This window comes from Candidatus Allofournierella merdavium (assembly GCF_944382735.1).
Taxonomy (GTDB): domain Bacteria; phylum Bacillota; class Clostridia; order Oscillospirales; family Ruminococcaceae; genus Allofournierella_A; species Allofournierella_A merdavium.
On record NZ_CALWND010000002.1, the window covers coordinates 68,181 to 82,504 of the forward strand.

At 64.6% G+C, this 14,324-nt stretch carries 10 protein-coding genes; 8 read left to right on the top strand and 2 right to left on the bottom strand.

Annotation, left to right across the window (positions count from 1 at the left end):
- Nucleotides 1-20 precede the first annotated feature (20 nt).
- The 8 genes from groL to ACH2A7_RS01750 all read left to right on the top strand — a co-directional run bounded on the left by groL (nt 21) and on the right by ACH2A7_RS01750 (nt 11,248).
- The gene (gene groL / locus ACH2A7_RS01715) at nt 21-1,652 is read left to right on the top strand and encodes a chaperonin GroEL (RefSeq protein WP_394959443.1); all 1,632 of its coding nucleotides are present in this window, start codon (nt 21-23) and stop codon (nt 1,650-1,652) included.
- Between the two features lie 198 nt (nt 1,653-1,850).
- A complete protein-coding gene (locus ACH2A7_RS01720; protein WP_394959445.1) occupies nt 1,851-3,524 on the top strand; it encodes a peptidoglycan D,D-transpeptidase FtsI family protein in 1,674 nt (557 codons plus the stop codon).
- A gap of 313 nt (nt 3,525-3,837) precedes the next feature.
- The gene (gene alaS, locus ACH2A7_RS01725; protein ID WP_394959447.1) at nt 3,838-6,507 is read left to right on the top strand and encodes an alanine--tRNA ligase; all 2,670 of its coding nucleotides are present in this window, start codon (nt 3,838-3,840) and stop codon (nt 6,505-6,507) included.
- 72 nt (nt 6,508-6,579) lie between these two features.
- Nucleotides 6,580-6,921: a histidine triad nucleotide-binding protein gene (locus ACH2A7_RS01730; protein WP_394959449.1), complete on the top strand. Its 342-nt coding sequence runs from the start codon at nt 6,580-6,582 to the stop codon at nt 6,919-6,921.
- 74 nt (nt 6,922-6,995) lie between these two features.
- A complete protein-coding gene (locus ACH2A7_RS01735) occupies nt 6,996-7,538 on the top strand; it encodes a phosphoribosyltransferase family protein (protein ID WP_394959451.1) in 543 nt (180 codons plus the stop codon).
- A gap of 218 nt (nt 7,539-7,756) precedes the next feature.
- Complete coding sequence (locus tag ACH2A7_RS01740) at nt 7,757-9,646, top strand: ComEC/Rec2 family competence protein (protein WP_394959453.1); 1,890 nt, start codon at nt 7,757-7,759, stop codon at nt 9,644-9,646.
- Nucleotides 9,618-10,652, top strand: a complete 1,035-nt coding sequence (holA, locus tag ACH2A7_RS01745) for a DNA polymerase III subunit delta (RefSeq protein ID WP_394959455.1) — start codon at nt 9,618-9,620, stop codon at nt 10,650-10,652. Before ACH2A7_RS01740 ends, holA begins: the two co-directional genes overlap by 29 nt.
- Complete coding sequence (locus tag ACH2A7_RS01750; protein WP_394959457.1) at nt 10,649-11,248, top strand: toprim domain-containing protein; 600 nt, start codon at nt 10,649-10,651, stop codon at nt 11,246-11,248. Before holA ends, ACH2A7_RS01750 begins: the two co-directional genes overlap by 4 nt.
- Nucleotides 11,249-11,278: 30 nt before the next feature.
- On the opposite strand, the gene ACH2A7_RS01755 is transcribed toward ACH2A7_RS01750, so the two are convergent.
- Both ACH2A7_RS01755 and ACH2A7_RS01760 read right to left on the bottom strand, forming a co-directional pair.
- A complete protein-coding gene (locus ACH2A7_RS01755; protein WP_394959459.1) occupies nt 11,279-12,217 on the bottom strand; it encodes a pseudouridine synthase in 939 nt (312 codons plus the stop codon).
- Between the two features lie 16 nt (nt 12,218-12,233).
- Nucleotides 12,234-14,276, bottom strand: coding sequence for a DUF6311 domain-containing protein (locus tag ACH2A7_RS01760; protein WP_394959461.1), 2,043 nt, complete (start codon nt 14,274-14,276; stop codon nt 12,234-12,236).
- Nucleotides 14,277-14,324 lie beyond the last annotated feature (48 nt).

A 14,324-nucleotide genomic window follows, 5' to 3' on the forward strand; every position in this document is an offset into this window, starting at 1 on the left:
CGAAAAGGAGATAGATGATTATGGCTAAACAGATCCTGCACGGCGAAGAGGCTCGCAAGGCCCTGAGCGCCGGCATTGATACCCTGGCGGATACCGTTAAGATCACCCTGGGCCCCAAGGGCCGCAACGTGGTGCTGGGCAAGAAGTTCGGCAGCCCCGTGATCACCAACGACGGTGTGACCATCGCCAAGGAGATCGAACTGAAGAATGCCTTTGAAAATATGGGCGCTCAGCTGGTGCGCGAAGTGGCCACCAAGACCAACGACGCCGCCGGCGACGGCACCACCACCGCCACCGTTCTGGCCCAGGCTCTGGTGAGCGAGGGCATGAAGAACGTGGCTGCCGGTGCCAATCCCATGGATGTGAAGCGCGGTATGCAGAAGGCCGTCAAGGCCGCCGTGGAGGCCTTTGCCACCAACAGCAAGAAGGTCAACGGCTCCAAGGACATCGCCCGTGTGGCCACCGTCTCCGCCGGCGACGCCACCGTGGGCGAGTTGATCGCCGAGGCGATGGAGAAGGTCAGCGCCGACGGCGTGATCACCATCGAGGAGAGCAAGACCGCCGAGACCTACTCCGAGGTCGTGGAGGGCATGCAGTTCGACCGCGGCTACATCACCCCCTACATGGTCACCGACACCGAGAAGATGGAGGCGGTCATCGACGACGCCTACATCCTGATCACCGACAAGAAGATCAGCGTCATTCAGGACCTGCTGCCCTTGCTGGAGCAGATCGTTCAGAGCGGCAAGAAGCTGGTCATCATCGCCGAGGACATTGAGGGCGAGGCTCTGTCCACCCTGATCGTCAACCGCCTGCGCGGCACCTTCACCTGCGTGGCCGTCAAGGCTCCCGGCTTCGGCGACCGCCGCAAGGAGATGCTGCAGGATATCGCCATCCTCACCGGCGGCCAGGTCATCAGCGAGGAACTGGGCTATGAGCTGAAGGACGCCACCGTGGATATGCTGGGCCGTGCCCGCCAGGTGAAGGTCACCAAGGAGACCACCACCATTGTGGACGGCTTTGGTGACAAGCAGGCCATCAAGGACCGCGTGGCTCAGATCCGCGCCCAGATGGAAGTTGCCACCAGCGACTTCGACAAGGAGAAGCTGCAGGAGCGCCTGGCCAAGCTGGCCGGCGGCGTGGCCGTCATCAAGGTCGGCGCTGCCACCGAAGTGGAGATGAAGGACAAGAAGCTGCGCATCGAGGACGCCCTGAACGCCACCAAGGCGGCTGTGGAAGAGGGCATCGTGGCCGGCGGCGGCACCGCCCCCATCAATGCCATCCCCGCTGTTTCCAAGGTCTGCGAGACCCTGGAGGGCGACGAGCGCACCGGCGCCAAGATCGTGCTGAAAGCCCTGGAGGCTCCTCTGCGTCAGATCGCCAAGAACGCCGGCCTGGAGGGCAGCGTCATCATCGACAAGATCCTCAGCGCCGGCAAGATCAACTACGGCTTCGACGCCCAGAAGGAAGTCTACTGCGACATGATCGAGGCCGGCATCGTGGATCCCACCAAGGTGACCCGTTCCGCTCTGGAGAACGCCGCCAGCGTGGCCAGCATGGTGTTGACCACCGAGAGCCTGGTGGCCGACGAGCCGGAGCAGCCCGCTCCCGCGGCCCCCGCGCCCGACATGGGCATGGGCGGCATGTACTAAGCCGCACACCCATCCGGTAAGCAGTGTCCGGACCCGCCTGAATTTCAGGCGGGTCCGGATTTTTTTGCGTCTGGCGGGAATGGGAAAAGACGCCCCGCAAGCGCGCCCGACAGGGGGTGATTGCGCCGTTTCGCACCGGGCCATACTCTCTGTGAGACCGGCCGCGCGCAAAGGCCGGCAGACAGGAGGCGCTGCGATTTGACCACAAGACGTCTTGTGACGCTGTTTGGCGCGCTGCTGGCAGCGTTCAGCATAGTGCTGGGGCGGCTGTTCGTGCTGGCTCAGAACAGGGAGTATGCCGACACCGCCCAGGCCCAGACGGTGACGACCCTGCCGCTGGCGTATTCCCGGGGGAATCTTTATGATTGCAAGGGGCGAAACCTCACCGCCTACGGGGTGGAATACTATGCCCTTTCCATACCCGGTGAGAGCAGTTATTCCCGGCTGTTCAACTATGTGCCCTACGCGCAGCAATCGCTGCTGTACAGCCGGCGCAATTCCAATGAGCCCTTTCTTGTGCAGGTGGGGCAGGACCTCACCGACCAGGGCATCTACACCTATGCCGTTCCGGGACGATACTTTCCCGTCCCTCTGGCGCCGCATCTGGTGGGTTATGTGAATGGAGAAGGCGAGGGGGTAAGCGGGCTGGAACTGGCCTTTGATGACGTGCTGGGCAGCCAGCGCACCCTGCAGAGCGTCCAGTGCGTCACCACCGCCCAGGGCAATCTTGTGCAGGGCAGCGAGCCGCAGCTCGTCACCCGGCAGGGCCAGGCGGACGGGGTCATGCTGACCCTGGATGAGACCATCCAGCGCGCCTGCGAAGGGGTGGCGCAAAAGAATATGACCCGGGGCTGCATCCTGGTGCTGGAGGTGGACAGCGCCCGGGTGCGCGCGAGCGTGAGCGTGCCGGAGTTCGACCCCACGGCGGTGGAAAAGAGCATCCAGGCCCAGGATACCTCGCTGCTCAACCGGGTGCTGTGCCAGTACAATGTGGGGTCGGTGTTCAAGCCGGTGCTGGCGGCCGCCGCACTGGAAAAGACCTGGGACTGGTACACCTATGACTGTGAGGGCTCGGTGGACCTGAACGGCCATGTCTACCGCTGCGCCCTCAGCCGGGCCCACGGACGGATGAACCTGACCAGCGCCCTGGAAAAAAGCTGCAACTGCTTCTTTATCGAACTGGGGCTCAAGCTGGGTGGGGACGCGGTGAACGAGGCCGCCGCGGACTTCGGCTTCGGGGATGCGGTGTATCTCGCGGGCGGGCTGCAAAGCGCGGAGGGCAACCTGCCGGACGCCGACCGCCTGGAGGACCTGGGCCAGCTGGCCAGCCTCAGTTTTGGCCAGGGGGAACTGCTGGCCACGCCGGTGCAGGTGGCGGGGGCCTTCAATGCCATCGCGGCGGGAGGGGTATGGCGAACCCCCAGCTTTCTGGAAGCGGTGATCGATGAGAACACCGGCGCCGCGGTGCAGTCTCTCTATGCACCCGAGAGCCGGCGGGTGATGGGTCAGGAGAACGCGGACATCCTGTGCGGGATGCTGGAGAGCGTGGTGGAGAACGGCCTGGGAAAGGACGCCCAACCCCAGCACGGCCGGGCGGCGGGCAAGACCGGCACCGCCCAGACCGGCACCTACAACGAGGCGGGCGAGGAGCTGATGAACTACTGGTTCGCCGGCTTCTGGCCAGCGGAGCAGCCCCGCTACACCATTGTGGTCATGCAGGACGGCGTGCCCGAACCGGCGGTCAGCTGCGGCGAAATCTTCGCGCAGATCTGCGAAGCGCTCTACTGGTTGGAGCCGGGGGAGTACACGGCGCTGGAAAATGCCGAAACAGCGGCCTCCCAGGCGGAAAACGGTGTTGACAACAACGCGTGAGGGCGGTATAATTGCAACGTAAAACAAGCAAAATGGCTGCGATAGGGCCAACGGCGTGCGGGGCATACAGAGAGGGGACCGGCTGGTGAAAGGTCCCGGCCAAAAGCGCGACACAAGCCACCCTTGAGCCCCCGGTGACGAGCCGGGCGTAGGCACGGCGTTAACGGGCGCAAAAGCGGCGGCTCCTTCGGGGCCGCAATCTGGGTGGTACCACGGAGCGTTTCGGCCTTCGTCCCTGCAAAGGGGGCGGAGGCTGTTTTTTTCGCTGTGCCGTCCGGCTGAATCCAAATTCATAAAGAGGAGATTTGTAACGATGCAATGGACCGGTCTGAATGAATTGCGGGAAAAGTACCTCTCTTTCTTTGAGAGCAAGGGCCACCTGCGCCTGGGCAGCTTTCCGCTGGTGCCCAAGAACGACAACAGCCTGCTGCTGATCAACAGCGGCATGGCCCCCATGAAAAAGTGGTTCCTGGGCCAGGAGGAGCCGCCCCGCCACCGGGTGACCACCTGCCAGAAGTGCATCCGCACCCCGGACATCGAGCGGGTGGGCATCACCGCCCGTCACGGCACCTACTTTGAGATGCTGGGCAACTTCAGCTTCCAGGATTACTTCAAGACCGAGGCGATCCACTGGGCCTGGGAGTTCTTGACCGGCGTGCTGGAGATCCCCGCCGACCTGCTGTACATCTCGGTCTACCAGGACGACGACGAGGCCTGGGACATCTGGACCAAAGAGGTGGGCGTTCCGGAGGACCATATGGTCCGCTTCGGCAAGGAGGACAACTTCTGGGAGCACGGCTCCGGCCCCTGCGGCCCCTGCAGCGAGATCTACTTTGACCGTGGCCCCGAGCACGGCTGCGGCAAGCCCACCTGCAAGGTGGGCTGCGACTGCGACCGCTATATGGAGGTCTGGAACCTGGTGTTCAGCCAGTTCGACTCCGACGGCAAGGGCAATTACACCCGGCTGGAAAAGCCCAACATCGACACCGGCATGGGCCTGGAGCGTCTGGCCTGTGTGATGCAGAATGTGGGCAACCTGTTCGAGGTGGACACGGTGCGGGCCATCCTGAACCATGTGGAGCGCATCAGCGGCCACATCTACGGCCAGGACGAGAAGACCGACATCTCCATCCGCGTCATCACCGACCACATCCGCTCCACCACCTTTATGGTGAGCGACGGCATCCTGCCCTCCAACGAGGGCCGCGGCTATGTGTTGCGCCGCCTGCTGCGCCGCGCCGCCCGCCACGGCCGGATGCTGGGCATCGACCGCCCCTTCCTCACTGAACTGGTGGACACGGTCATCCATGAGAACAAGGCCGGCTATCCCGAACTGGAGGAGCACGCCGACTACATCAAAAAGGTCATCGGCACCGAGGAGGAGCGCTTCTATAAGACCATCGATCAGGGCCTGAACATCCTGAACGGCCTGATCGACAACATCACCAAGGCGGCGCTCTCCGGCAAGGAGAAGATCCTCTCCGGCATCGACGCTTTCAAGCTGAACGACACCTTCGGCTTCCCCCTGGACCTGACCCGCGAGATCGCCGCCGAGGCGGGCATCACGGTGGATGAAGAGAACTTCCAGGTGGAGATGAAAAAACAGAAGGAGAAGGCCCGGCAGGATCGTCTGTCCCGGGACATCTCCGGCTGGAGCGCCGACCTGTTCGGCGAATTGAACGCCGCACCCACCGTGTTCACCGGCTATGATGTGCTGGAGGACAAGGGCACGGTGCTGGCCCTCTCCGACGGGGAGGAGCTGCTGGAGGCGGTCTCCACCGACGACGGCGCCAAAGAGGGCGTGCTGGTGGTGCTGGACCGCACCCCCTTCTATGCCGAAAGCGGCGGCCAGGTGGCGGACACCGGCACCATTGTTACCGCTTCCGGCGCGCGGCTGGAAGTGAGGGCGGTCAAAAAGACTCCCAAGGGCTTCTTTGTGCATACCTGCACCCTGACCGAGGGCACCGCCATCGTGGGCGAGAGCGCCACCGCCAGCGTGTCCAAGGGCCGTCGGCGCGCCATCGCCCGCAACCACACCGCCGCCCATCTGCTGCAAAAGGCCCTGCGCGAGGTACTGGGCAGCCATGTGCATCAGGCCGGCTCCTACGAGGACGACGAGCGGGTGCGCTTTGACTTCACCCATTTCAGCGCTGTCACCCCCGAGGAACTGGCGCTGGTGGAGCACATCGTCAACCAGAAGATCTTTGAAGCGCTGGACGTCACCGTGAAGAATATGCCCCTGGCCGAGGCCAAGAAGATGGGCGCCATGGCCCTCTTTGGCGAGAAGTACGGCGAGATCGTGCGCGTGGTGGATGTGAGCGGCTGGTCCACCGAGTTCTGCGGCGGCACCCATGTGAGCAATACCGCCCAGCTGGGCTGCTTCAAGATCCTCAGCGAGTCCAGCGTGGCGGCCGGTGTGCGCCGCATCGAGGGTACCACCGGCACCGGCGTGCTGCGCCTGCTGGACGAGCGCACCGAGATGCTGCACAAGGTGGCCGGCAGCCTGAAGGTGAACAACCTCAAGGACCTGCCCTTGCGCGCCGAGGGCATTGCCTCCGAGGTCAAGAGCCTTACCAGGGAACTGGAACAGCTGAAGGGCGAGATGGCCGCCAGCAAGATCGACGGCCTGTTCCAGAACGCCGCCGACGTGAACGGCATCAAGATCGTTTCCGCTTATTTCTCCGGCACCGCTCCGGAAGCCTTGCGCAGCATGGGTGAAAAGATCCGCGACAAGGCGCCCAACGCGGTGAGCGCTCTGGTGGGCAGCACCGACGGCAAGATCACCCTGGTGGTCTCCTGCGGCAAGGGCGCCCAGGACGCCGGCCTTAAGGCGGGCGCCCTGGTCAAGCAGATTGCGGTGATCGCCGGCGGCAACGGCGGCGGCAAGCCCGACCTGGCTATGGCCGGTCTGAAGGACGCCACCAAGATCGACGAGGCGCTGAACGCGGTGCCCGGCATCGTTGCCGGCATCCTGCAGGCCTGAAAAACTGACGAAACGCAGCGCCGGGCCGCACCGGCCTGGCGCTGCGATCATTCCGAAAGGAGGAGACTGTTGATGGACGATTGCTTGTTCTGCAAAATCGCGGCAGGCGAGATCCCTTCGAACAAGCTGTTCGAGGACGATCGCATCCTGGCGTTTTACGACCTCAATCCCCAGGCGCCTGTGCATTTTCTGGTGATCCCCAAGACTCACATCGACTCCGCCGCCAAGCTGGAGGAAAAGGACGGAGCGCTGCTGGCCCATGTGTTTGCCACCATCGCGCGGTTGTGCGACGAGTTGGGCTGTGAAAAGGGATACCGGGTGGTCACCAATGTGGGGGAAGACGGCGGCCAAAGCGTGCAGCACCTGCACTTTCATGTGCTGGCAAAGCGCAGCCTCGCCTGGCCTCCGGGCTGATTTCACGCCGCCGGACGGCGCGTAAAGTACGCTGTTGTTGACCTGTGCAATTGTGGATACAGGAGGAAACTTGAATGTCTCAGAAAACCTATTCGCTGCAGGTGGCAGGGCTCACCCGTGAGTTGCCCATCTGTGCCGTCAACGAGCATCTGGATATTGCGGCGTTTGTGATGTTCAGCGATGTGGAACTCACTGTGGCCTGCGCCGAGGAACTGCTGAAGCGCTGCCCGGAGTTCGATGTGATCGTCACCGCCGAGGCCAAAGGCATCCCTCTGGCCTATGAGATGGGCCGCCAGATCGGGAAATTGTACATTCCTGCCCGTAAAGGTATTAAACTTTACATGAGTGACCCGGTGGTTGTGGAAGATGAATCCATCACCACCAGCGGAAAACAGAAGCTGGTGATCGACCGCAAGGACCTTGACGCCATGAACGGCAAGCGGGTGCTGATCGTGGACGATGTCATCAGCACCGGCGGTTCGCTGCACGCGCTGGAAGCACTGGTGGGCCGCAGCACCGGAACCGTGGTGGCGCGGGCAGCCGTGCTGGCGGAGGGCGACGCCGCCGACCGGACGGATATCGTGTATCTGGAAAAACTGCCGCTGTTCCCGCACTGAGCACCATGAGGCGCCCGGTTGCCGTTTTTGGCGGCGCATACATCCTCACCCAGCTGGCTGCTGTCAGTCTGCCGCCGGCGGCTTTTTTGCCGCTTGCGGCAGTTTTTGTATGCGGGTGCATCATCGCTTGCGCTTGCGGAAAACGCGGCACGGTCCGCATTCTGCCGGCGGCGATCCTGATCGGATTCTCTGTGCAGTGCATAGGCTTTACAACGCAGGTGCGGCCGGCGCTTGCACTGGTCGGGCGGCGGGTGGACACGCTGGCCGAGGTGGTGAGCGCCGAGCCGGGCTTTGCGGAGGACACCGCGCGCGTGCGGCTGAAGCTGACGGGCACAGACAGTGACGGCCGGAACCTGGCCGGGGTGCTGGTGGCGGTGGACGTCTTCCCGGATTGTGAGGCGGGGCAGCGATTCCGGGTGTCTCTGTTGGCGGAGGCGCTGGACGAGGATGATTATCTGTACTCCAGCCTTGCGGACGGGGTCTATCTGGAGGCCGAGTGTCTGGAATCGCCGGAACCGGCGGGAGAAAGCGGAAGCATCCTCTACGCGCTGCGCCGTTTTCAGCAGCAGTTCGCCGCCAATGCGGCACGCTATCTGCCGGGCGACGAGGGCGGAGTGCTGGCAGCGGTGGCCAGCGGCGACAAAAGCCGCCTGCCCGACGATGTTGTCGAAAATTATCGTGCCGCCGGCATTTCACATCTGCTGGTGGTGTCCGGGCTGCATCTCAGCCTGGTGTGCGGCGTGTTCGCCACCCGGAGCGGCGGCCGGTTCCGCCGTCTTCGGGCGCTGGCGGCCCTCGGCCTTGTTCTGTTTATGATGGCTCTTACCGGCTTCACCCCTTCGGTGCTTCGGGCGGGTGTTGGCGCGCTGATTTTCTACACAGGGGATCTGTTCCTGCTTTCCGCCGACTCACTCACTTCCATGGGGCTGGCCGCCGTGCTCATCAGTCTGCAGGGCCCTTATGCCGTGTGCGACCTGGCATTTCAGCTCTCCTTTGCCGCCGCGCTTGGCGTGGTGCTGGCGGGCGGTGTCCTTCGCTCGCTTCGCCCGGATGCCAGCGATAAGAAGGAGACGCCGCCGCTGGTGAAAATACGTTTTTATGCGGCCGACCTGTTGCTGCCCACGGTGTTCGCGGCTCTGTTCACCCTGCCGGTACAGCTGCTGGGCGGGCTTGCGGTCAGCGGTGTGTCGGTACTGGCAAATCTGCTGGCGCTTCGGCTGGTGGGTTTTTGCGTGGTCTTTGGCATGCTGGCCGGCAGCTGCGGGTTCTTTCCGTGGCTGGAGTTTGCTGCCCGCGCTTTCTCTCTGGCGGGCGGATTGCTGGCAAAGCTGCTCAACGCCATCGCGGCGTTCTGCGCGGCGCTGCCGCTGGCCCGTCTGCCGCTGCCCCGGGAGTATACCCTCATCGTGCTGGCGGCGGTGGGGGCTGTCGCGCTCTGTGGGTGGCGTTTGCGCTTTCGGCGGCTGGCATGCCTGGCGATCGCGCCGCTGCTGTTACTGGGCATTGTCTGGGCAGCGATGCTGCAGCGTGACACGGTGGAGATCGCCGTGGTGGGCAGCGCCGCCAGCCCCTGCGTCGTGGCGGTACAGGACCGGCAGGCGGTGGTGGTGTTCCGGGGCGGCGATGCCAATGCCGAGCAGGTCCGGGAGTATCTCCAAAGCCGGGGCATTGAACGGCCGCAATGGGTGGTAGACCTGCGCACCGGCGCAAGTTCGCCGCCGCCCGAAGCGGTACATACCCTTTCCCTGAAGGATTTTGGGGTGAACGAGGCCCACAGTGCCGCCGTATGTGATATAATGACGACAGCGATCCGGCTGCGGAAAGGGTGCCTGGTAGTGCTGGATATCAGGGGCTACAAGATCGCCGTTCCCTCGGGAACGGCCAACACCGGCACGCCGGTGCAGGTGGATCTGGCGGTGACGGGCAGCGCCGCGCCGGGCAACCTGCGGGCAAAAACGCTGCTCACCCGCATGGCCTGCGACTGGCAGGCACAGCGGCAATGCGATCTGTACTATGCGCCGCGCAGTGCCCGGGTCCTGATCCGGCCGGGCAGGGCGGTGGTGTTGAGGGGAGGAACCTATGCTTTACAACAAGACCCAGTGGCGTGAAGCGCTGGAAAAGGGCGCCCCCATCTTCTATTTTTACTCCTCTGACCTGTTCCTGGCGCGGGCTGCCGCCGAGAAGACCCTTTCGGAACTGGCGGCCGCTACCGACGGCGAGGTGACGGTGCTGGAAGGCCCCGCCCCCGGCGTGGAGGAACTGGTCATGGCGGCGGGCACCATCTCCTTTTTCGGCACGCGCCGCATCGTGTCGCTGCCGGACCTGCAGCCCGCCGCCTACGGGGAAAAGGATCTGGACGAGGTGTGCGATGTGCTGGCCAGCGCGGAGAACGCCGCCTTTGTGGCTTACAGCGTGTTCAGCGAGGAGCGGGGGCAGCTGAAGATCGGCAAACAGGCAAAAAAATTGATCGCCCTGTGCGAGAAGTCGGGTTACGCGGCGCAGCTGGTCCATCCCGGCCCCCAGCAGCTGCGGGCGCTGCTGCGCCAGCGTGCCCATGAACTTGAGACCGAACTCTCGGAAAACGCGGCCGCCGCGATGCTGGAGCGGTGCGGGCAGGATATGTATCTGTTGGAAAACGAGGTGGACAAGCTGGCAGCGGCCAGCGGTTACACCGAGATCACCCCCGCGCTGGTGGTGGAGATGGGCACCCGCAATCTGGAGGCGGATGTGTTTGACATGGTGCGCTGCGTCACCTCACGAAACGCCGCCCGCGCCTGTGAGATTCTGGAGGTGCTGCTGCGGCTCAAGACCGACCCCATCGCCATCACCGCGGCCCTGGCCAGCAGTTTTGTGGATATGTACCGGGTCAAGGCCGCCCAGATGCAGAAGCTGGATTTCAACCGCGTTCATAAGGACTTCGGCTATACTGGAAAGCCCACCCGCCTGCAGATCAGCGGCAAAAACGCCAGCCGCTACACACTGGCGCAGCTGGGCGCCTGCCTTGGGGTGCTGGCCGAACTGGACGACGACCTGAAGGGCGGCTCGCCCACAGCGCCGGACGTGTTGCTGCAAACCGCTCTGTGCCGCCTGGCGGCGGCGGGAGGCGCCCGGTGACGGGCGGACGGCCGCGGGTCCGGCAGGTGCTGGTGGTGGAAGGCCGCTACGACGCGGCGGCCCTTGCCAACGCGGTGGACGCCCTGATCCTGACCACCGACGGATTTGCCATCTTCAAGGACAGGGAGACCCAGGCGCTGCTGCGGGAACTGGGGCGGCAGCGGGGGGTGATCCTTCTCACCGACCCGGACGCCGCAGGCTTCCGCATCCGACGCTTTGTGGCGGACCTGGTGGGGGCGGAACATGTGCGCCACGCCTATGTGCCGGCGGTGGCGGGCAAGGAGCGGCGCAAAGCCGTTCCCGGCAAGGAGGGCCTGCTGGGGGTGGAGGGCTTCGACGTGCAGGCGCTCCGGCAGGCGGTGCTGGCCGCGGGCGCGCAGCGGACGGCGGAGCGCGCCGGGCGGGCCATCACCTACGCGGACCTTTACGCATGGGGCCTCTCGGGCACGGCGGGGAGCAGGGAAGAACGGTATGCATTTTTGAAGCGGCTGGGCCTGCCGCCGCGGCTGTCCAAAAAGGCGCTGTGCGAGGTGCTGAACAGCCTTTACACCTGGGAAGAGATCGATGGGATGCAAAACGGACCGCAGCGGGGCTGACGCCCGCGCCGCGGTCCGTTTTCCGTATGCTTATTTCAGTTCGCCGTCCAGCAGCTGCCGGCAGTACCAGGGCTTTTCCAGCGTAAAGGTTTTTCCGCTCACGGCGGAAAGGGAGGGCGGGCAATCCGCCGGGAAGGTGAGCCGCCAGGCGCACAGCGCCTGGTATTTGAAGCGCAGCTGCCGGTTTACGGCGTTCTGGCCGTATTTCCCGTCCCCCAGAATGGGGCAGCCGATGCTGGCGAGATGGGCCCGGATCTGGTGGGTGCGCCCGGTGATGAGCTCCACCCGCAGCAGGGCCAGCCGCCCGCTGACCGCCAGCGTTTCATAGCGGGTCTCAATGGGCAGGGCATCGGGAGAAGGGTGTTGCAGCACAGTGACCCGCCCCTTGGCGGCGTCCTTTTTCAGCCACCCGGTCAGGGTGGCTGCGGGGGGCTCGGGGCGGCCGAAGGTGACGCAGAGGTATTCCTTTTTCAGCCGGCGGGCGCGGATCAGTTCGGTGAGATCGGCCAGCGCCGGAGCGGTCTTTGCCACCAGCACCAGGCCGCTGGTGCCGGTGTCCAGCCGGTGACACAGCGCGGGCGTGAACCCGCCGCCGGGCTGATACTCGCCCTTCTGGTGGAGATACAGCAGCACTCGGTGGATGAGGGTGTCCGGCTGGGCGTCATCGCTCACCGGCAGGCCGGCGGGCTTGTCGGCAATGAGCAGCTGGTCGTCCTCATACACCACCTTGGCCGGGTATTTCGCGCCCAGAAAAGCAGGGCCTTCCACGGGGCCGCTCGCCTTCAGCTGGTCTGGCAGCAGGAACAGCCTGATCTCGTCGCCCGCCTGCACCCGGGTGGAAAGGGGCTGTTTTTTGCCGTTCAGCTTGATCTTGTTCTCCCGCAGGGCCTTGTTCAGGCGGCCGGGCGTCAGCACCGGGTAAAGCTGCATCAGGTATCTGTCCAGCCGGGTGGGCAAAAGACAATTCACGCGGAGCACTTCCATCTTACTCGATCACCAGATCCTTTCCCACCAGCGGGCGGGCGTCCGCCGTGTCCAGCGTCACCATCAGCCAGCCCTCGTCGCTGTCGTTCACATCCAGAACGGGATAGCGCTGCTCCCCGCAGAGAAGGACCGCGCCCGCCGCAAGGCGGCGGCGGGCGAGAGGCGTGTCATAAAACAACACCACCTTGTTGGCGTCCGCCTCACGGCCGATGTCGGCCAGATTCGTGCTCAAAACACCTTGGTACCAATAATCGTCGGAGTAGTCGGCAACGCGCAGGGGGAAATCCTCGCTGTACGCCACGGCAAGGTCATGGCGGTAGCCTTCCAGCCCCGGCGCGATCACATACAGCACGGGTTCGGCCTCGCCGTCCCCGACTTGCGCGTACAAAGCCCCGCACCAGGCGCCCTGTTCTTCGGCGGCGTCCGCCAGACGCAAGAACGTCTCGGCCCGCTCGGTCACATACAGGCAGTCGCCGCGCAGCCCGCCGGCCAGCACCTCGTCGATCAAGGAGGCGCGCCGTGCGGCCGCGGCTTCTTCGTTGTAGCGGGCCACCACCGCGGTGTCGGTGCTGTTCATCCCCTCGTCGGCGGCGTACAGGGCCAGCTCCAGCCCGGTCCGGGTCAGCGGGTCCAGCGCGATCAGGGTGGCGTAGCGGCCGCGGACCGCGTCAAAGAAGTCGGTCGTTGCGCTCAGTTCCGGCGTCGTCCCGGTGACAAGGTCGGTGACGATGGGGGAATACGCCCGCAGCGAGGCGGCTTTCTGTGAAAGCGCCGGGCTCAGATCCGCCAGCTGCACCAGGCACATACAGGCGAGAGCCAGCGCACCGCCTTGTTTTACAGGCAGGGCGGCGCACAGCCGGGCAAGCCCCGCCACGGCTGTGAGCATGATGAGATAGTAGACCGGCCAGAACATCCGGCCGCTGCTGCGCAGGGTGGTGGCCAGTTCCACAAGGGCCTGCGGCAGGGGGATGCGGGCCAGGGTCGCGCCGTTGGCCGTGACCACGTTGCTCACCGCAAAGACGGTCAGACAGGCGCAGACGAACAGCAGCCAGAGGTGCCGGCGCAGCAGCGCGGGCAGACGCCGGCGCAGGGCCCAGTCTCCCCACAGCACGGCCGCCGCCGCGCCCAGCAGCACTCCGAGACCCAGATAGTTGAACCCGTCGTAGTTGCCGCCCGTCTGGTTCTGCACCGGCAAAAACAGGCTCCAGACCACCCCGCGGCTGGTAGGGTTCCACAGCGCGTTCAGATTCATGGAAAAATAGCCGTACTGGTTGCCCGCGCCCCCCGCGCCGGAGCCGGAGAACACGCCGAACAGCCAGCCCACACAGGCGGTGGCCGCAAGGTCGGCCGCCAGAAAGGCGGCGGGCTTTGCCGGCTTTCGGTTGCGCTGAACGTGACCAGCCAGCAGCGCGAAGGTGACGGCGTAGGTCATGGGCACAAAATAGGGGTGCAGGGCAATGGCCAGGGCATTGACGGCGAACAGACCCTTAAAGCAAAACCGGTTTTGCCGGGTGCCCAGCACATAATAGTACAGTGCCGCCAGGATGAGGAAGTGCGCCGCCAGCGAGGTGTGGCGGAAAGCCCGCTCCAGCAGGATGGGGCTGAGCACAAAGGGGACCGAACCCAGCAGCGCCGTCAGGTCCGAGTGCACAAACAGACCCACCAGCAGCGCCGCGAAGCCCCCCTGCAGCGCAAAGCACAGGGCGGTATACAGCCCGAAATACTGGAACGTCTGGGGCAAAAGCGGGCTCAGCAGGCGGAAAAAGGCCGCAAAGAGCGGGATGGAATCGGTGAAGGCGATGCTGGTGCCGTCCGGCCAGTTCAGATGGTCCGTCTCACACAGGGGCAGCGAAAGGGGAGACTGGCGGTAAAACAGCCAGCCCGCGTAATGCTGCTGCACGTCCTGCTCGATGTAGCCGCCGCGCAAAAAGGCGTCGTTGGTCACATCTAGCGCTGAAACGCCGTACACACACAGAAAGGCCGCAAGGCCCAGCAGGGTCCCCAGCAGAAAAAGACGGGTGTTTCGTTGTTTGGTCAGGGTCATCGCAGCCTCCGTGCATGGCCGCCCGGCACAAGGCGGGCAGCGTGTTTC